The sequence below is a fragment of the Streptomyces sp. NPDC036764 genome (assembly GCF_055609385.1).
This window is the reverse complement of the sequence record NZ_JBVJPT010000004.1, coordinates 149,274-167,057: the sequence shown is the minus strand read 5'-3', so window position 1 is coordinate 167,057 and position 17,784 is coordinate 149,274. Positions and strand designations below refer to the sequence as shown.

The following is a 17,784-nucleotide window of genomic DNA, read 5'->3' as shown; positions in this document are numbered from 1 at the left end:
CCGCTCATGAGCGAACACTTCGGCACACTTTCCGACGGCACCGAGGTCCACCGGTGGACCCTGGAGCGCGCGGGCGTGCGGGTACGGGTGCTGTCGTACGGCGGGATCGTGCAGTCGCTCGAGGTGCCGGACCGGGACGGGCATCCGGCGGACGTGGTGCTGGGGTTCGCCGGCCTCGAGGACTATCTGTCCCACCCGGGGCCCTATCTCGGCGCCCTCATCGGGCGGTACGCCAACCGGATCGCGGGCGGCCGTTTCCCGCTGGACGGCCTGACGTACGCGCTGGAGCCCAACACCCCGCCCAACTCCCTGCACGGCGGTGCGCGCGGCTTCGACAAGCGGGTGTGGGAGGTGACGCCGGTCGAGCACGGGCTGCGGCTCGAACGGGTCAGCCCGCACGGCGAGGAGGGCTTCCCCGGGAGCCTGGAGGTCTCGGTGACCTACACGCTGGACGCCGACGGGGCGCTGCGGATCGCGTACGAGGCCGTGACGGACGCGCCGACCGTGGTGAACCTGACCAACCACAGCTACTTCAATCTCGCCGGGGCCGGGTCGGGCAGCGCGGGCGGGCATGAACTGCGACTGGCCGCCTCCCGGTTCACCCCGGTCGACGCGGACCTCATTCCGACCGGTGCCCTGGACGAGGTGGCGGGCACCCGCTTCGACTTCCGCCAGGCGCGCAAGGTCGGCTCCGGCTACGACCACAACTTCGTGCTCGACAAGGGTGTGACGGCGACCGCGCAGGAGGTCGCCGAGCTGTACGACCCGTCGAGCGGGCGGGCGCTGACGGTGGCGACGACCGAGCCCGGCCTCCAGCTCTACACCGCCGACCACCTGCCCGAGCCGTTCACCCCGGGCGACGGCATCGCGCTGGAGACGCAGCACTTCCCCGACTCCCCGAACCGGCCGGAGTTCCCGGGCACGGTGCTGCGGCCGGGCGAGGTGTTCCGGTCGGAGACGGTGTACGGCTTCTCGGCGCGCTGACCGCCGGCGAACGCACGAGCCCCGGTCCAGGTGTCAGGGCCTGGACCGGGGCTGTTCCTGGGTACTTCTCCCGGATCAGACGTTAATCGTCGCGGTCACCCGACGGTCCGCGATGGAGCACCCCACCTGGATCTCGTACGAACCCTTCACAAGGGTCCACGTATTGGTCTTCTCGTCCCACACCTCGAACGCCCGGCGCGGCAGTTCGACGACGGCCTCGCCCCGCTCCCCCGGCCCCGCCTCCACCCCGGCGAACCCGGCGAGCCAGCGCACCGGCCGGTCGGCGTCCGGTTCGCTCGGCGCCAGATAGATCTGCACGACCTCGCGCCCGGCGCGCTCGCCGGAGTTGCGGACGCGGACCGTGACCGTGCTGCCCTTGACCTCGGCGGACTCGTACGTCCAGTCGGTGTAGCCCAGGCCGTGCCCGAAGGGGTACGACGGGACCCTGCCGTGCTTCTCCCAGGCGCGGTAGCCGATGAAGACGCCCTCGGTGTACGACAGCTCGCCGGCCGTGGGGACGACTTCGGTGACCGGGGCGTCGGCCAGCGAGCCCCATGTGGTGGGCAGCCGCCCGCCCGGCTCGTGCGCGCCGGTGAGGACGTCCGCCAGGGCGGCGCCGCCCTCCTGGCCGGGGAACCAGCTCAGCAGCACGGCGGCGACGTCCGCGCGCCACGGCAGCTCCACCGGGGAGCCGGAGTTGACGACCACGACGGTGTTCGGGTTGGCGGCGGAGACGGCGCGCACCAGTTCGTCCTGGCGGCCGGACAGCCTCAGGTGCGTGCGGTCGAAGCCCTCGGACTCGACGCGGTCGGTGGTGGCGACCACGACGACGGCCGTGTCGGCGCCCCGGGCGGCCTCGACGGCCTCGGCGATCAGTTCGTCGCCTTCGCGCTGCGGCTCCTGGTGGGCGAGCGTGAAGCCGACGACCTTCATCGGGATGTCCTCGGGGAACTCGACGACGTGGGTGAGGGAGACCTCGACCGGTGCGCCGGCGGTGAGTTCGGGCTGGGCGCGCGGGACGGGTGCGCCGAAGAAGGTGATGAAGGGGTCGTCCTTGGCGGGGCGCTGGACGTCGTCGTAGTAGGTGGTGCCGTCGATGACGAGTGTGAAGGCGCCGATGCCCTTGATGCCGAAGGTGTGCGCGCCGGTGTCGCGCGGGGTGAAGGTGCCGGTCAGCTCCACGGAGTGCAGGGTCTCGTGGGTGACGCCTTCGGGGAGGTCGGAACCCATCCACTGGATCTGGCCGTTGGGCGCGGATCCCGTTCCGATGACGCTGCCGTCCGCGTCCCGGCACACGGCCCTCAGCTCGAAGCCCTTGTCGGCGACGGCGAGTTCGGTGTTCGGGTCGGCGCCGACGGCATAGGTGAGGGTGCCCTCGGGGAGCGCGGCGGTGAGGCCGTCGAGCGGGGAGACGACGCCGGCGGGGAAGACGGTGGCGGAGCCGCCGCCGAGGACGCGGGCGTCGCGGGCGGCGGCGCCGATGAGGGCGACCGTGCCGTTCGGCCGCAGCGGGAGGGCGCCGTCGTTGCGGACCAGGACGAAGGAGCGGCGGGCGATCTCGCGGGCCAGGGCACGGCCGTCGACGGTCTCGGGGAGGTCGGTGACCACGGGCTCGGCGCCGTCGAGGATGCCGACGCGGGCGGCGAGCCGCAGGACGTTGCGCACGGCGTCGTCGACCTTGGCCTCGGCGACCTCGCCGTCGCGTACGGCCTGGGCGAGGGGCTCGCCGTACACGGTCTGCGGTCCCGGCATGGCGACGTCGAGGCCACCCTCGATCGCGCCGGCGGTGGAGCGGGCGGCCATCCAGTCGGAGACGTTGAAGCCGTCGAAGCCCCATTCGCCGCGCAGGACCTCGTTCACGAGGTAGTGGTGCTCGGTCATCGTCGTGCCGTTGACCGTGTTGTAGGCGGTCATGATGCCCCAGGGGTGGGCGTTCTCGACGATGATCTCGAAGGGCGCCAGGTACAGCTCGCGCAGGGCGCGTTCGCTCACGGTGTTGTCGACGGTGAAGCGGTCGGTCTCGGCGTCGTTGGCGACGAAGTGCTTCATGGTGGTGCCGACGCCGCCGGCCTGGACGCCGCTCACATAGGCCGCGCCGATCGTCCCCGTCAGATACGGGTCCTCGCTGTACGCCTCGAAGTGGCGCCCGCCGAGCGGGGACCGGTGGAGGTTGACGGTGGGGGCGAGGAGCACATGGACGCCCTTGCGGCGGGCCTCCTGGGCGAGGAGGGTGCCGGCGCGGCGGGCGAGGGCCGGGTCCCAGGTTGCGGCGAGGGCGGTGGGCGAGGGCAGCGCGACGGAGGGGTCGTCGGCGGTCCAGCGCACGCCCCGGACGCCGATCGGGCCGTCGGACATGACGAGGGACTTCAGGCCGATCCCGGGGAGCGCGGGCAGGGTCCACATGTCCTGGCCGGAGAGCAGCCGCGCCTTCGCGTCGAGGTCGAGCCGGGCGAGGGCCGCCTCGACGACCGCCTCGCGTGCTTCATCGGCCTGGGTGCGCCTTCCCGCCATCGCGGTGCCTCCTCGTTGAGTGCCGGTGTGCCCCCATCCTGCATCGACTACCTGTAGGCCGGTAGGTTTCGTTATATTGCTGTTACATTAGGGGTACGTCGATGTCGTACGGTGACGCCATGAACGCGAGGGTCAGGAGCGAGGAGCGCCGCGCCGAGATCGTGCGGGCGGCCCTGGAGGTGATCGCCGAGCGCGGTTACCGGGGCGCGAGCCTGGGCGCGGTCGCGGAGCGGGTCGGGCTCACCCAGCAGGGGCTGCTGCACTACTTCCCGACCAAGGACGCGCTGCTCGTCGCCGTGCTCCAGGAGCGGGACCAGTGGGACGCGGTGCCCAACACCCGGTGGCGGATGGACCTGCTGACCTCGCTGGTCGAGTACAACGCGATGCGGCCCGGCATCATCCAGACCTTCTCGGCGCTGCTCGGCGAGAGCGTGACGGAGGGGCATCCTGCACGCGAGTACTTCACGGAGCGCTACGTCCAGGTCCGCGCGAACATGGCGGAGATGCTGCGCGCCGAGTACGGCGACCGGCTGCCGAACGGACTGACCCCGGAGCGTACGGCTCCGCTGCTGGTCGCCGTGATGGACGGCCTCCAGTACCAATGGCTCCTGGACCCCGAGTCGGTGGACATGCCGGGCGCGTTCCGGGACTTCCTCAGACTGCTGGGCGAGGACCGCGAGGCTCCCGAGATCACGGACTGACCGCGGCGACGACCTCCACCTCCACGCGGGCCTGCGGCCGGAACAGCCTCGGCACCTCGAATGTCATGCTGGTGGGCGGGGTGCCGGTGAGGAACTGCCGCCGTACGGTGCCGTATTCCTCCAGGGTGCCGATGTCGGTCAGGCAGGTGCGGATGTTGACGACGTCCGCGAGGGTCGCCCCGTGCGCCGCGAGCAGCGCGGCGATCGTCTCGAAGATGCCCCGGGTCTGTTCGGCGACCGTGTCGCCCTCGGCGATCTGTCCGGAGAGGAACAACAGGGCGCTGCCGTCGGCGTGTTCGACTCGGGCGACCTGCGAGTAGTACGGGCTGAGCGGCTGTGGCGCGGAGGCCGGGTTGCCGATGGTGATCTGCATGCCTTCGACGCTAGGTCCGCCCTTGTGATGCGACAAGCGAATGTCCAGCATGGACGCCATGACGGATCAGCATGGCTTTCCCGAGGTCTCCTCCGTGTGGCTCAGGGCGTTCCTGGAAGTCGCCCGGCACGGCTCGTTCACCGGCGCCGCGCGGACCCTCGGGTGGACACAGTCGGCGGTGTCCCGTCAGATCTCCTCGCTGGAGGGGGTGTTGGGCGGCGGTCCGCTCTTCGACCGGCTGCCGCGGGGCGTACGGCTCACCGAGGCCGGGCGGGCTCTCGTGCCCTACGCCGAGGCCGTCGGGGAAGCGCTGCACGGGGCCGTTCGGGAGCTGGCGGCGCTGCGTGAAGCGGCCGGCGGGCGACTGCGGTTCGGTGCGTTCGCCTCGGCCGACGCGGGGCTGGTGCCGCAGGCGCTGGCCGCATTCCGCGCGAGGCATCCGCAGGTTCACGTGACCCGCGAGGAGGGCTTCACCCCAGCGCTCCTGGACCGTTTGAGCGCGGGCCATCTCGACCTCGCCGTCGTCTCCACCACGGGCCGCGCGCCGCTGGAGACGTACGAACTCCAGCACCTCCTCGACGAGTCCCTGTACGTCGCCGTGCCCGCCGCGCACCCCCTCGCCCGTCATGAAGGCCCTGTCCGGCTCGGACAACTCTGCGAGGCCGACTGGATCTCCGGCAGCTCGCGCCCCGAGGGCACCCTCCTCGACGCGGCGTTGCGGCAGGGCTTCCGGCCGCGGGTCGCGCATGTCGTCGGCGAGTGGACCGCCAAGCAGGGGTACGTCGCGGCCGGCCTGGGGGTCGCCCTCGTGCCGGCGTTGGCAGCCGCGTCCGTGCGCCCCGACGTGCGCCTGGTGCCGGTGCTGGACGAAGGCGGCCCGGCGCGGGCCGTGTACGCGGCGACGGTGCGGGGGCGGTCGTTGTCGGCGGCCGGGGCGCAGTTCCTGGGGGCGTTGCGGGAGGCGGCGGCCGTGGCGGGGTGAGTGTGCACCATGGCGTGGACCACTCCCGTCACGCGATACTTCCGGCGTCCCGCACGACGCACGCACTGCGCCCCCACCGTGACGGAAGGACCATAACTCCCTTGAATTCCATACGTGTTCGGATCGGCGTCCTCGGACTGGCCCTGCTGGCCGGCCTCTCGGCCCCGACGTCGGGGACCGCTGCCGCCGCCGGGGCGGCCGCCGCGACACCGACCGTCGAGGAGCAGCGGCTCGACAGGGCGGTGCCCCAGGAGATACTGCGCCGCTCCGGGTTCGACGCCGCCGCGGCGCGCTTCGCCCGCGATCTCACCGCGGCGCGCTCCTACGCGCAGGCCCGTCATGTCGTCGAGCGCGAGGGGTCGGCGCTGTGGCGCAGGGCCGTCGACCGGGCGCAGGGGCGGGGGCCGGCGGGCGGCGATCTGAGCCGGGACGACGATCGGCCCTTGTACTGGGCGCGGTTGGCGATGACGCGCGAGGTGCGGACGTGGGCGCCTGGGTTCGGGCTGAGCGACGGGCAGCGGGGTTCGCTGCTGGACGCGTTGGAGCGGACGTCGCGTGGCCAGAGGGACATCCGGTATCCGCACGGTGATCTGAAGCGGGTGCTGGTCACCGGCTTCGACCCGTTCACCCTCGACCGTGACATCCGTATCTCCAACCCGTCCGGGGCGACCGCGCTCGCCCTCGACGGCACGGTGATCGAGACGGCGGACGGGCCGGCGCGGGTGGAGACCGCCGTGTTCCCGGTGCGCTGGCAGGACTTCGCCGAAGGCACGGTGGAGCGGACGCTGCGGCCGTATCTGAAGCAGGTCGACCTGTTCACGACGGTGAGCCAGGGGCGGGTCGGGCGGTTCGACGTCGAGCGGACCAACGGGGCCTGGCGGGGCGGCTTCCCGGACAACCAGAACGTCTCCCGCACCGAGACCGTGCCGGTCGCCGATCCGGCCTCGCAGCCGCAGTGGACGACGACGACCCTGCCGTACGCGCAGATCGTCGCCGCGGACACGGGCCGGTTCCCGGTGTACGACAACACCAGCGTGACCGAGATCCCGGCGGGCGGGACGCAGGCCGTCGTACGGCCGGACGGGCCGACGCCCGGCTCGACCGCGCGCGCCGGGGGCGGCGGGGACTACCTCTCCAACGAGATCGCCTACCGGGCGACCCTGCTGCGGGACCGACTGGGGCTGCACGACGTGCTGCCGGGCGGGCATGTGCACACGCCGGTGCTCCAGTTCGGGGCGGGGAACACGGATCCGGCGACGGGGGCCGTGACGGACCCGGAGTTCGTGCGCAATCGGCTGGACATCATCGGGCAGGTGCGGGCGATCGTGAGCGTGGCGGTGGAGGCGACGCCGGCGTCGTAGCCGCCCGGCATCGTCGTTGCCGTCGTCCGGGGGCTGCCGCCCCCGGACCCCCGCTTCGGCCCTGAACGGACCTCGTCCTCACACGCCGGACGGGCTGGACGAAACCGGCCGGCGCTCCCCTTCCCCGGCCTCCTCGGTCTCCTCCCCCATCAGCTCCCGCGCCATCAGCGTCGCCCCCGCGACCGCGCCCGGCATCAGGAACACCGCGACGAACGGGATCAGGAAGGCCGCGGCGAGGGGCGTGCCGAAGCCCCAGATCAGGGTCTTGCGGGAGCGCAGGAGGGCGAGGCGGTCGCGGAGTTCGACGCGGCGGCGCTGGAGGGCGACGGCGGTGAGTTCCTCGGTGAGGAAGAAGCCCGTGACGACGACGCCGAGCACGGGTACGACCGTCTGACCGACGACCGGGATGAAGCCGAGGGCGAAGAGCAGCACGCCCCACAGGGCGGCGCGCAGCACGATCCGCAGGCTGTCGCGGCCCGAGATCCACAGCTCGCGCCAGAGCGGCAGGCCGGATTCGGGTGCCGTGCCGTCCGGGGAGACGTCGCGGTCGACCTTCTCCGAGAGGTTCTCGTAGAAGGGCTGGCCGATCAGGAGTGTCACGGCGGTGAAGGTGACGACCGACAGGAGCAGGCCGAGGGTGAACAGCACGGCGGTGAGGAAGCCGCGGAACAGGCCCTGCCAGGGGCTCGACCAGTCGTCGGCGAACGGCGTCGACCAGGACACGAAGTCCTCGCCCCACAGCGCGAGGGCGACGAGCGCGCCCGCGTAGAGCACCAGGGTGATCAGGCCCGGGATCAGCCCGAAGCCGTACTGCTTGCCGTGCCGGGCCACCCATCGCTGGCCCTTGAGGAGATACCTGAAACCGGCACCAAGATCGCGCATGCAACGAACTGTAGCCGGGGCTTGTCACACCGACGTCACGGCCGCTTCGGGGCGGGGTCACCGTCACGGCCGCATCGGGGGCGGGGTCACCGCCGACGCCTCAGGCGGGGGTGACGGTCACCACCACCCCCTGCTCCGCCGCCGGGCTCACCGCCGCCGACACCCGGACCGCCACGCCCCGTGCCACGCGCCCCGCGCGCATCGCCCCGGCGAGCAGCATGGGCTGCAGCCGCTCCACCGAGGCCACCAGGAACTCCTCGCCGGCGATCAGGACCGGGCGGGCCGCCTTGGTCGCCGCCGCCGCTGCCTCCGTGAGGTCGGCCAGGGGCGGCAGGGTGGTGCGGACCACGTTGGCCCCGGCGGCGGCCGCACGCTCGGCCAACGCCACCTGGAGGGGCATCAGCGGAGCCAGCGCGGCCGTCAACGCGTCGGCGATGCGACGCAGTTCGGGGGAGGACTCGCGCAGGACCTCCGCCGCCGAGCGGAGCAGCGGAGCCAGCGCCAGCAGTGCGCCCGCGGCCACCCCGGCCGTCGCCGGCAGCAAGGGCGAGGTCGCCTCGACCAGTTCGCCGAGGGCCGCCGCGAACTCCTCGACCGCCGGCTCCACCGCATCCAGCACCGGCAGCAGGCTGTCGCCCAGGGCCGCGAGCAGGGCCTGCGCCGGTTCGCTCACCGGGTGGACGGCGAGGGGCGCCCCGCTGGTGCCGAGGCGGGTGAGGGTCTCGACGACGCGGTAGAAGGCCTCCTGGGCCTGCGGGGAGGCGCTCGCCTCGGCCAGTTCCGCGGTGGTCTGCCGCAGGACGCGCAGGACCTCGGCGCCCGATCCGTCCCTGGGGTCGAAGGTGTTGAGCGCGATGCGGGTGATGTTCCCGGCCGTGTCCAGGAGCTGGCCGGTGATGTCGGTCGTGCTGCGTGCCATGCGGAGTACGTCGTCCCTGCTGGGGAGCGTAGGGATCGTTGCCATGAGCCCTCCTCGCCTCACACACCCGGTGCCCTCAGCATGCCCGGTCCGGAGGCCCCGCAAGGGCCGTCCGGGGCATCCGTGACACCAACTCCCTCTTGTTGCGGTTGAGTCGAACAGGTACACCTCGCCGTACCGATCACAGGAAGTTCCCGGAGGAGGTACGCGTGCGCATCACGAGAACCGTTCCTGCGAGACCCGTTCCGATCACCGCCCTGGCCCTCGCCACGGCCGGCTCCCTGCTCCTCAGCACCCCGCACACCGCCGACGCGAAGCCCGGACCCCCGGTCCACCGAGAGACCGCGCCCGACGAGAACGCCGCGCAGGCGCCCCTGAGCGCGGCCCGACGGGCCCTCTCCGCCGCCGGGGCGTCCTCCGAGGCCGCCTCCGCGGCGGTACTCGGCGACGACCACCGCGGCTACCCCCGCCGGCAGGTGCTCACCCCCGACCCCGAGAACCCGGCCGACAAGTCCATCAAGCTGGGCCTCACCCCGTACCACTCCATCGCGCCGAAGCTGAACGCCCTCCAGGCCCTGGGCGACCGGGTGAGCGTGGAGGTCGCGGGGCGGTCGGCCGGCGGGCACCGGCTGTACCTCGTCACCGTCACCGCCCCGGAGAGCGCCCGCCAGACCCGCGCCCAGGCGCGCATGCGCGAACTCATCGAGAACGCGCCCTCGGCCGCCGCCAGGTCCCCCGAGATCAAGCGGGCCTACAAGGCGCCGGTCTTCCTCAACAACAACATCCACGGCAACGAGTGGGAGGGCACCGACGCCTCCCTGAAGCTCATCGAGCGGCTCGCCACCGCCGACGACAGCGCGACGCGCGACCTTCTCGCTCGCAGCCGGCTCTACTTCAACATCACCGCCAACCCCGACGGCCGGATCGCCGGGACCCGCGCGAACGCGGGCGGCTTCGACCTGAACCGGGACTTCGTCACCGCCTCGCAACCCGAGGTGCGGGCGATGCGGCGGATCATGATCGACAAGCAGCCGGCCGTGATGCTCGACCTGCACGGCTACGTCAACGGCACCCTCATCGAGCCGACCACTCCCCCGCACGGCGAGAACTACGAGTACGACCTGTTCCTGAAGAACACCTACGCCAACGCGCTCGGCATGGAGGCCGCCGTCAACGGCCTCGGCTACACGGCCGAGAAGGACGGCGTGCAGCCCGCGCAGATCCCGTTCCGGGACCAGGAGGAGGGCTGGGACGACTGGCCGCCGATCTTCACCCCGCAGTACGCGGCCTACCACGGCACGGTCGCCGCGCACACGGTGGAGATCCCGATGCGGGTGAACAACGCCGACTACGCCAATCTGCCCGTCACCGAACTGCGCCGCCGCTCCGCCATCAACGTCGACGTCGCCGGGGCCGCCCTGCGCGCCACCCTCGACTTCGTGCGGACGCGGCGCGCCTCGCTCGTCGCCGACCAGATCGAGGTCTTCCGGCGCGGGGCCACGGGCGCCGCCCAGGTCCCGGTGTCCGAGGAGACCGTCCCGGGCGTCCCCGGCATCGGCCCGGAGGACGTCTACACGACGACGTTCCCGCGCGCCTATGTCATCCCGGCCGGCCGCGGCGCGCAGCGCTCGGCGACCGCGGCCGCCCGCCTCGTGGACCATCTCCTCGCCAACGACGTCCGCGTCACCCGCGCGCTGCACGGCTTCCGGCTGGGCGCACGGACGTACGCGAAGGGCTCGTACGTCGTCGACCTGCGCCAGGCCAAGCGCGGCCTGGCGAACGCGCTGCTCGCGGACGGGCGGGACATCAGCGACAAGGTGTCGGTGATGTACGACATCTCGGGCTGGAGTCTGGGCAGGCTGTGGGGTGCGACGGTGGAGCCCGTGACGCGCGGGAGCCTCGCCGGAGCCCCGCTGCGGCCGGTGTCGGCCGCCGCCCGGGTCGGGTACGTCGCCCCGCGCGGCGCTCTGCGGCTGCGGCTGGACGACCCGCGCGAGGTCGCGGCGCTCAACTCGCTGCTCCAGCGGGGCGTTGCGGTACGGCGGGCGGCCGACGGCAGCGCGATCGTCCCGGCGTCCGCCCGCCCCAAGGCCGAGGCGGCGGCGCGGACGTACGACGTCGCCTTCGACGCCACGACGGCCAGGGGCACGGCCCCGCTGCCCCGTACGCGTGTCGCGGCCGCCGTCACGCCGGGCGAGCTCCTGGCGCTGCGGGAGATGAACTTCGAGGTCACGCCGGTCTCGACGGCCGTACTGAACGCCGGGTTCGACTGGTCCTCGGTGGACGTCCTGTTCGTGTCCGCGGGGCTGGACCACGGCGATCTGAACGCCGGCGCCGCTGCCGCCCTCGACGCCTTCCTGGACGGGCACGGTCTGGTCGGGCGGGGCGCCACGGGTGCCGAGCTCAACGCGGCGGCCGGGCTGCTGGCCGTGAAGCCGGTCGAGGGCAACGGGGACGCCAACGGGGTGGTGCGCGTGGCGAACTCGGGCAGCGCCCTGATGAACGGCGCCCCCTCGCACGGCTTCGTCTACGCGCCCGTGTGGTTCACCGACCTCGGGCCGCAGGTCCGGGTGGAACAGTCGTACGCGACCGGGAATCCGCTCGTCGCCGGGCACTGGCGGCCGGCGCAGGACGGCACCGGCGGACCCGCGGACGCGGCGGGGCGGGCCGCGGTGGTCAGCGGCCCGCGAGCGGTCCTGTTCGGCACCGAGCCGCTGTTCAGGGATCATCCCAAGGGGGAATTTGCCCAGGTGGGACGGGCGTTGTTCGGCATCGCCCAGGCCGGCGGCAGCAGATGAGGAGAGCGGATGACGCAAGGTATCCACGGCACGGTCGCGGTCGGCTTCGAGCCGGTACGCGAGGAGTTCGCCGCGTTCGTGAAAGGTGAACTCCCCGACTACGAAGGACAGTTGTGTGCCTACGTGCACGGCCGCAAGGTCGTCGACCTGTGGGCCGGCTGCGAGGCGGACTCCCTGCACGGCGTGTTCTCCTCCACCAAGGGCGCCGCGTACCTCGTGGTCGCGCTGCTCATGCAGGAGGGCACGCTGGAGCCGGACCGGAAGGTCACGTACTACTGGCCGGAGTTCGCGGCCGAGGGCAAGGGCGGGCTGACCCTGCGCGATCTGCTCTCGCACCGGGCCGGGGTGGTCGGGCTGGACGCCGGGTTCACCGGGGCCGAGCTGGCCGACGACCGCGCGATCGCCGAGCGGCTGGCCGACCAGCGGCCGTTCTGGCGGCCCGGCACGGCCTTCGGCTACCACGCGTTCGTCATCGGCGCGCTCGTGGGCGAGGTCGTACGCCGGGCCACCGGCCGCACCCTCCAGGAGGTGTACGAGGAGCGGATCCGGGCGCCGTACGGCCTGGACTTCCACCTCGGACTCCCCGAGGAGCTGGAGCCGCGCTACCGCTCCGTGCAGCCGATGGCGCCGACGCCGGAGCAGCAGGCGGTGCTGGACGCGACGCCGACGGGGCCGCACACCCTGGCCGCGATCGCCTTCAACACGCATGTGCCGGGGGCGGGCGAGCTCACGGACTACCCCAACTCCCGTGCCGTGCGCGCGAGCGGGCCCGCCTCGGCGGGCGGTGTGGCGTCCGCGCGCGGGCTCGCCGGGATGTACGCGGCGGCGATCAGCGAGGTGGACGAACGCCCGCCGCTGCTGAAGCCGGACACGATCGCCGAAGTCGGCCAGATCCAATCCACCGGGTACGACCTGGTGGCCCGGTTCCACAAGTCCTTCGGCCTGGGCTTCCAGGCGGTCGCCGACTACGTGTACCCGTTCCTGGGCGCGGGCTCCTTCGGCCACAGCGGCGCGGGCGGCTCCCAGTCCTTCGCGGACCCGCGCTGCGGGCTCGCCTACGGCTACACCCGGCGCCGGTTCGCCTATCCGGGCGGGGCGGCGCCGGAGAACGAGCAGTTCGTCAGGACGGTGCACAGGGCAGCGCTGGCGAGCTGAAGGCCCACACGGCCCACGGCAACGGCCCACCGACGTCCATCGGGCCGACGACACCGGCCGCGAGGGAGCCGGAGGGGCGCGCCGGTGTCGAGACGGCGAACGCGCGGAGGCCCGAAGGGTCGAGCACGATCGCCGTCTCGACACCGGCACAAGGCGCCCCGCAGGCGACCGAGCATGAGCACAGAGGCCGCACCCCACGTCCAGGGGTGCGGCCTCCGCCTGCGCAACGAACGACGTCAGGCCAGCGTCACGCTGATGTTGCCGCGCGTCGCCTTCGAGTACGGGCAGACCTGGTGGGCCTTCTCGAGCAGGTCCCAGGCCGTGGCCGCGTCGACGTTCGGGATGGCCGCCGATATCTCGACGATGATCCCGAAGCCGTCGTCGTTCTTGCCGATGCCGACCTTCGCGGTGACGGTCGAGCCGGAGATGTCGGCCTTCTCCTGGCGGGCGACGACGCCGAGGGCGCCCTGGAAGCAGGCGCTGTAGCCGGCCGCGAAGAGCTGCTCCGGGTTGGTGCCGGCGCCGCTGCCGCCCATCTCCTTGGGCGGGTTCACGACGACGTCGAGCTTGCCGTCGTCGGTGGCGACCCGGCCGTCGCGACCGTTCTCGGCGGTGGCGACGGCGGTGTACAGGACGTCAGCTCGACCTATGGGGGTGCTGGACATGCGGTGTCTTCTCCTCCTCGGTCCGCCGCGACTCGCGCCCACGATCGACGACGGTTTCGGAAAGAAGTTATCGCATACCGGAAAGCCTCAGAAGACGACCGAGACAGTCAGAGCTTGACGATCATCTTTCCGATGTTGTCGCCGCGCAGAACCCCGAGGAACGCCTCCAGGTTGTTCTCGATGCCCTCGACGACCGTCTCGCGGTACTTGAGCTGCCCCGAGGCGACCCAGGGGCCGACCTCCTGGACGAACTCCGGCTGGAGGTCGTAGTGGTCGCCGACCAGAACGCCCTCGACGCGCAGCCGGTTCTGGAGGATCTTGACCATGTTGCGCGGCCCGGGGGTCGGCTCGGTCGAGTTGTACTGGGAGATCATCCCGCAGATCACGGCCCGGCCGCCGAGGTTGAGCGCGCCGATCGCGGCCTCCAGGTGCTCACCGCCGACGTTGTCGAAGTAGACGTCGATGCCGTCCGGGGCGGCCTCCTGGAGCTGCTCCCAGACCGGGCCGTTCTTGTAGTTGAACGCGGCGTCGAAGCCGTACTCCTCGACGAGGAGCTTGACCTTCTCGTCCGAGCCGGCCGAGCCGATGACCCGCGAGGCGCCCTTGAGCTTGGCGATCTGGCCGACCTGGCTGCCGACGGCACCCGCGGCGCCCGACACGAAGACCGCGTCACCCTCCTTGAAGCCACCGACCCGCAGCAGACCCGCGTACGCGGTCAGGCCCGTCATGCCGAGGACACCGAGGTACGAGGACAGGGGCGCGGCGTCGGGGTCGACCTTGACGGCGGCCTTCGCGTCCATGACCGCGTGCTCGCGCCAGCCGAAGAAGTGCAGGACGTGGTCGCCCACCGCGAGGCCCTCGGCATTGGAGGCCACGACCTCGCCGACGGCGCCGCCCTGCATGACCTTGCCGAGCTCGTACGGCGCGGCGTACGACTTGGCCGCGGACATACGGCCGCGCATGTACGGGTCGACGGAGAGGTACTTGTTCCGTACGAGCACCTGACCCTCACCGGGCGTCGGCATCTCGGCCTCGACCAGGGCGAAGTCCTCGGCCTTGGGCCAGCCGACGGGGCGGGAGAGGAGGTGCCATTCGCGGTTGCTCATGCGGGTGTGCCTTTCCGATCTCTGCGGCAATTACTTCAGTAACTGAAACAACCATGCTCCTGAATATTTCAGGATGTCAAGTAACAGGGGTACCATGAGAGCATGGCCACTCCACACAAGACCCGCCGTCCGGATGAACTGACCCTCGAAGTCGTCGACCTCATCGGCGCGGTCGTGGCCCGCTACCACGAGGAGTACGAGGAGGCCGCCGCCGAGCACGCCCTGACCGGGGCGCAGGCACGGCTGCTGAGCCTGCTGTCGCTGGAGCCGCTGCCGATGCGCAAGCTGGCGCAGCAGTTGCGGTGCGAGCCGTCGAACGTGACCGGGATCGTGGATCGTCTGGAGGCGCGGAGCCTGGTGGAGCGCCGGCCGGATCCGGCGGACCGCCGGGTGAAGCTTGCCGCGGTCACCGAGGAGGGGCGGCAGGTGGCACGCGGCCTGCGCGAGTCCCTGCGGTTCGCCCGGGAGCCGCTCGCGGGGCTCTCCGACGAGGAGCGGTTGTCGTTGCGGGATCTGCTGCGGCGGATGCTGGACGCTCCGGTGGCAGTGCCGCGAGGGGATGTGCCGCGGTAGGCCGTCGGTCGTCCGCCTGCCCGTCCTGGCCGGTCGCGCCCGCGCGGCGGAGCCGCGCACCGGCACAGCCCCGCGCCTCGTACCGGCGCTGCCGGACCGAGGACGAAACCGCCGCTTCGTCACTGCGGGATCACCCCGCACAGGTGATGCGGGGTCGGGGTGCGGGCGGTGGGATGCCCCTGTGGGCAGTGAGCGCAGCGTTGGAGTGTCCGGTGCGGCCGGTCGGGTCCCGGTGGGGCGGCGGTGGGCGGCGCGGCTGGCGCTGCTCGTCGCGGGCGGGGCGCTCGCGCTGGTGCTGACGGCGGCCGGGGTCAGCAGCCTCGGACTGCTGGTCGTCGGCCTTGCGGGGCTCGCCGTCACCGCCGCCGCCCTGTGGTGGGCCCTCTCCCGGCGCGGCCTGGTCCGGGCGCTGGCCGCCGCCCTCGCCCTGTTGACGCCGGGCGCGGTACTGGTGGCCTACGTGTCGGTCGGCCTGCTGTGGGCCGTACTGTCGGCCCTCGCCCTGTGGACCGTCGCGGCGCTGATCGGGCGGGCCGCCCTCGCGGCGGACGCCGAACATCCGGTGCAACGGCACCGTTCGACGCCCCCGCCCAAGGCACCGTTCCTGATCATGAACCCCCGCTCGGGAGGCGGAAAGGTCGGCAGGTTCGACCTGGTGGCCAAGGCGCGGGCGCGGGGCGCCGAGGTCGTCGTGCTGGACCCGGCGCATCCCCAGGACGTCGAGGAGCTCGCCCGCCGGGCCGTGACCCGGGGGGCCGACCTGCTGGGGGTCGCCGGCGGCGACGGCACCCAGGCGCTGGTGGCGGGGGTGGCCGCCGGGCACGGCCTGCCGTTCATGGTGATCTCCGCCGGCACCCGCAACCACTTCGCCATGGACCTCGGCCTCGACCGGGACGACCCCTCGACCTGCCTCGACGCGCTGACCGACGGGGTCGAACTCCGCGTCGACCTCGGCCTGATCGGTGAGCGCGTGTTCGTGAACACCGCGTCCTTCGGGGCGTACGCGACGGTCGTGCAGAGCCCGGCTTACCGCGACGACAAGGTGGGCACCGTCCTGCGGGAGCTCCCGGACCTGCTGACCCATCACATGGGCCCGCGGTTGACCGTGCGGGCGGGGCAGGTGGCCATCGAGGCTCCCCAAGCGGTGCTGATCAGCAACAACCCGTACGGGCTCGGCGACGCGGCCGGTCTGGGCCGGCGGCCACGGCTGGACTCCGGCACCCTCGGCGTCCTCGGGGTCAGCGTCGACAGCGCCCCCCAGGCGGCCGGTCTGCTGCGCGGCCAGCAGGCAGGCGGCCTGATCTCACTGGCCGCGGACGAGGTGGTGGTGCACGCCGACGGGCCCGAAATCCCGGTCGGCGTCGACGGCGAAGCCCTTGAGTTGCCCGCCCCCGTCGTGTGCCGCGTCATGCCGGGTGCGCTGCGCGTGCGCGTACCGAGAGAGCGGCCGGGTGTGCCCGAGGCGAGGCCGCCGGTCGACTGGCGGGCCCTGGGCCGGCTGGCGTTCGCTCGCCGCGCCGGGTGACGTTCACCGAGGCGAACCCCGGCCGATCAGGTGCACCACCACAGGAACCGGTTGCACGTCTCCGACGGCGACGGGTCCGGGGTCGGGTCCGACGTGGTCGGTTCGGTCGTCGGGGTCGGGTTCCCGCCGGACGTGGGGGTGGGCGCCGGGGCCGGGGCGGACGGGCCGGAGGCGCCGCCCGTCGTCGACGCCTGGGGGTCCTTCGTCGGGGTCTTGTCGTCCTCGTCCTTCTTGTCCTTGGGGGACTTGGAGACCGAAGGGGAGGCCGAGGGGTCCTTCGACGACTGGGCCGGGCCCGCTCCAGCGGTCCCGTCCGTCGCGTCGGCCGAGGGCGACACCTCCGACTCCGCGGCACCCTCCGCCGACTCGTCCCCGGCGGCGGCCGGCCTGGCGCTCTTGCCGGGGGCGTCCATGCCGAGTTCCGCGAGGCTCAGGCCGCCGGCGGCCAGGACGAACCCGGCGGTGATCAGCAGGGCCCGACGGCGGCGGCGCCGGTGCGCGGCGGCCTTGCGATCGCGACGGCTCGCGCCACCCGCCCCGGACTCCTCGTCCGGGTCGTCCTCGTCGTACTCGTCGCCCTCGGCGTACTCGTCGTCGTTCTCGGCGTACTCGTCGTCGTTCTCGGCGTACTCGTCAGGCTCGTCGTGGCCGCCGCGTCTGCGGCCCCGGCCGCGCCGCTGTGCAGCCCGCCGTGCGGCCCGCCCGCCGACCGGTGCGCCCACGGCGACCGGCTCGGCGTCCGGGGCGTCTGCGGCCGACTCGGCCTGCTGGGCGCCCGGTTCGTCGTGGCGCTCGCCGTACTGTCCGGCGCCGTACTGCTCGTCGCCGTACGCACCCGTGCCGTACCCGCCGCCGTACTGCCCCGCGCCCGCGTACCCCTCGTACGCGCCCTGGCCCGCGGCTCCCGCGGGCCGGTCGGCCAACTGCGGGTACGCCTGGTCGGGGGCGCCCGCGTACACCCGGACATGTTCGACCGTGGCGCCGCACCCCGGGCAGGCGAGGGCGCCATTCAGGTGCCGTCGGCACGGGTGGCAGTAGTCCATGACGCGGGAAGACTAGGTTCCACAGACGCACAGTTCCTAGTCACGACTGTGAAAGTTCTGTAGGAAACAAACCGTTCCCGCATGGCGAGTTGACGGATATGCCACGACACGCCACAGACGCCCCCCACACTCCGCGACCGGCTGCCCGAAATCCGTATCGAAAGCAGTGTCGAAACCGTTATGCGTTCGACCCATTGACACTCCCA

General features: G+C 72.6%; 15 protein-coding genes. 8 read left to right on the top strand and 7 right to left on the bottom strand.

What is annotated here, in order from left to right:
• Positions 1-6 precede the first annotated feature (6 nt).
• Positions 7-984: an aldose epimerase family protein gene (locus ACZ69Q_RS18915; protein WP_471043003.1), complete on the top strand. Its 978-nt coding sequence runs from the start codon at positions 7-9 to the stop codon at positions 982-984.
• 75 nt (positions 985-1,059) lie between these two features.
• Here the strand turns inward: ACZ69Q_RS18915 and ACZ69Q_RS18910 are convergent, their stop codons facing one another.
• Complete coding sequence (locus ACZ69Q_RS18910; protein ID WP_471043000.1) at positions 1,060-3,495, bottom strand: glycoside hydrolase family 3 protein; 2,436 nt, start codon at positions 3,493-3,495, stop codon at positions 1,060-1,062.
• A gap of 101 nt (positions 3,496-3,596) precedes the next feature.
• Between ACZ69Q_RS18910 and ACZ69Q_RS18905 the strand changes: the two genes are divergently transcribed.
• Complete coding sequence (locus tag ACZ69Q_RS18905; RefSeq protein ID WP_471042999.1) at positions 3,597-4,196, top strand: TetR/AcrR family transcriptional regulator; 600 nt, start codon at positions 3,597-3,599, stop codon at positions 4,194-4,196.
• Here the strand turns inward: ACZ69Q_RS18905 and ACZ69Q_RS18900 are convergent.
• The gene (locus ACZ69Q_RS18900) at positions 4,186-4,569 is read right to left on the bottom strand and encodes a RidA family protein (RefSeq protein ID WP_471042996.1); all 384 of its coding nucleotides are present in this window, start codon (positions 4,567-4,569) and stop codon (positions 4,186-4,188) included. The genes ACZ69Q_RS18905 and ACZ69Q_RS18900 overlap by 11 nt on opposite strands.
• Before the next feature lie 58 nt (positions 4,570-4,627).
• On the opposite strand from ACZ69Q_RS18900, the gene ACZ69Q_RS18895 reads away from it, so the two are divergent.
• Both ACZ69Q_RS18895 and ACZ69Q_RS18890 read left to right on the top strand, forming a co-directional pair.
• Positions 4,628-5,551 (top strand): LysR family transcriptional regulator, encoded by a 924-nt coding sequence (locus ACZ69Q_RS18895; protein WP_471042993.1) that lies wholly within the window; start codon positions 4,628-4,630, stop codon positions 5,549-5,551.
• Between the two features lie 101 nt (positions 5,552-5,652).
• A complete protein-coding gene (locus ACZ69Q_RS18890; RefSeq protein ID WP_471042991.1) occupies positions 5,653-6,912 on the top strand; it encodes a pyroglutamyl-peptidase I in 1,260 nt (419 codons plus the stop codon).
• Between the two features lie 78 nt (positions 6,913-6,990).
• Here the strand turns inward: ACZ69Q_RS18890 and ACZ69Q_RS18885 are convergent, their stop codons facing one another.
• The gene (locus ACZ69Q_RS18885) at positions 6,991-7,794 is read right to left on the bottom strand and encodes an EI24 domain-containing protein (protein WP_471042988.1); all 804 of its coding nucleotides are present in this window, start codon (positions 7,792-7,794) and stop codon (positions 6,991-6,993) included.
• A gap of 100 nt (positions 7,795-7,894) precedes the next feature.
• A complete protein-coding gene (locus tag ACZ69Q_RS18880) occupies positions 7,895-8,758 on the bottom strand; it encodes a hypothetical protein (RefSeq protein WP_471042986.1) in 864 nt (287 codons plus the stop codon).
• 164 nt (positions 8,759-8,922) lie between these two features.
• Here ACZ69Q_RS18880 and ACZ69Q_RS18875 point away from each other — a divergent pair, with 164 nt between their 5' ends.
• Positions 8,923-11,511 carry a M14 family zinc carboxypeptidase gene (locus tag ACZ69Q_RS18875; RefSeq protein WP_471042984.1) on the top strand — a complete coding sequence of 863 codons (2,589 nt, stop codon included), beginning with the start codon at positions 8,923-8,925 and terminating at the stop codon, positions 11,509-11,511.
• Between the two features lie 9 nt (positions 11,512-11,520).
• Positions 11,521-12,666, top strand: a complete 1,146-nt coding sequence (locus tag ACZ69Q_RS18870) for a serine hydrolase domain-containing protein (protein ID WP_471042982.1) — start codon at positions 11,521-11,523, stop codon at positions 12,664-12,666.
• 236 nt (positions 12,667-12,902) lie between these two features.
• Here the strand turns inward: ACZ69Q_RS18870 and ACZ69Q_RS18865 are convergent, their stop codons facing one another.
• Entirely contained in the window at positions 12,903-13,331 is a 429-nt protein-coding gene (locus ACZ69Q_RS18865) for an organic hydroperoxide resistance protein (RefSeq protein ID WP_471042980.1), read from the bottom strand.
• 107 nt (positions 13,332-13,438) lie between these two features.
• On the bottom strand, positions 13,439-14,437 hold the full coding sequence (locus ACZ69Q_RS18860; RefSeq protein ID WP_471042978.1) for an NADP-dependent oxidoreductase: 999 nt from the start codon (positions 14,435-14,437) through the stop codon (positions 13,439-13,441).
• 102 nt (positions 14,438-14,539) lie between these two features.
• On the opposite strand from ACZ69Q_RS18860, the gene ACZ69Q_RS18855 reads away from it, so the two are divergent.
• Both ACZ69Q_RS18855 and ACZ69Q_RS18850 read left to right on the top strand, forming a co-directional pair.
• On the top strand, positions 14,540-15,010 hold the full coding sequence (locus ACZ69Q_RS18855; protein WP_471042976.1) for a MarR family transcriptional regulator: 471 nt from the start codon (positions 14,540-14,542) through the stop codon (positions 15,008-15,010).
• A gap of 181 nt (positions 15,011-15,191) precedes the next feature.
• Entirely contained in the window at positions 15,192-16,535 is a 1,344-nt protein-coding gene (locus ACZ69Q_RS18850) for a diacylglycerol/lipid kinase family protein (RefSeq protein WP_471042974.1), read from the top strand.
• 26 nt (positions 16,536-16,561) lie between these two features.
• On the opposite strand, the gene ACZ69Q_RS18845 is transcribed toward ACZ69Q_RS18850, so the two are convergent.
• Positions 16,562-17,578 carry an SCO2400 family protein gene (locus ACZ69Q_RS18845; protein ID WP_471042973.1) on the bottom strand — a complete coding sequence of 339 codons (1,017 nt, stop codon included), beginning with the start codon at positions 17,576-17,578 and terminating at the stop codon, positions 16,562-16,564.
• Between the last annotated feature and the right edge of the window lie 206 nt (positions 17,579-17,784).

Coding starts and splice junctions, on each gene's coding strand:
- ACZ69Q_RS18915 (WP_471043003.1), top strand. CDS start 7: ATGAGCGAACACTTCGGCACACTTTCCGACGGCACCGAGGTCCACCGG.
- ACZ69Q_RS18910 (WP_471043000.1), bottom strand. CDS start 3,495: ATGGCGGGAAGGCGCACCCAGGCCGATGAAGCACGCGAGGCGGTCGTC.
- ACZ69Q_RS18905 (WP_471042999.1), top strand. CDS start 3,597: ATGTCGTACGGTGACGCCATGAACGCGAGGGTCAGGAGCGAGGAGCGC.
- ACZ69Q_RS18900 (WP_471042996.1), bottom strand. CDS start 4,569: ATGCAGATCACCATCGGCAACCCGGCCTCCGCGCCACAGCCGCTCAGC.
- ACZ69Q_RS18895 (WP_471042993.1), top strand. CDS start 4,628: ATGACGGATCAGCATGGCTTTCCCGAGGTCTCCTCCGTGTGGCTCAGG.
- ACZ69Q_RS18885 (WP_471042988.1), bottom strand. CDS start 7,794: ATGCGCGATCTTGGTGCCGGTTTCAGGTATCTCCTCAAGGGCCAGCGA.
- ACZ69Q_RS18880 (WP_471042986.1), bottom strand. CDS start 8,758: ATGGCAACGATCCCTACGCTCCCCAGCAGGGACGACGTACTCCGCATG.
- ACZ69Q_RS18870 (WP_471042982.1), top strand. CDS start 11,521: ATGACGCAAGGTATCCACGGCACGGTCGCGGTCGGCTTCGAGCCGGTA.
- ACZ69Q_RS18865 (WP_471042980.1), bottom strand. CDS start 13,331: ATGTCCAGCACCCCCATAGGTCGAGCTGACGTCCTGTACACCGCCGTC.
- ACZ69Q_RS18860 (WP_471042978.1), bottom strand. CDS start 14,437: ATGAGCAACCGCGAATGGCACCTCCTCTCCCGCCCCGTCGGCTGGCCC.
- ACZ69Q_RS18855 (WP_471042976.1), top strand. CDS start 14,540: ATGGCCACTCCACACAAGACCCGCCGTCCGGATGAACTGACCCTCGAA.
- ACZ69Q_RS18845 (WP_471042973.1), bottom strand. CDS start 17,578: ATGGACTACTGCCACCCGTGCCGACGGCACCTGAATGGCGCCCTCGCC.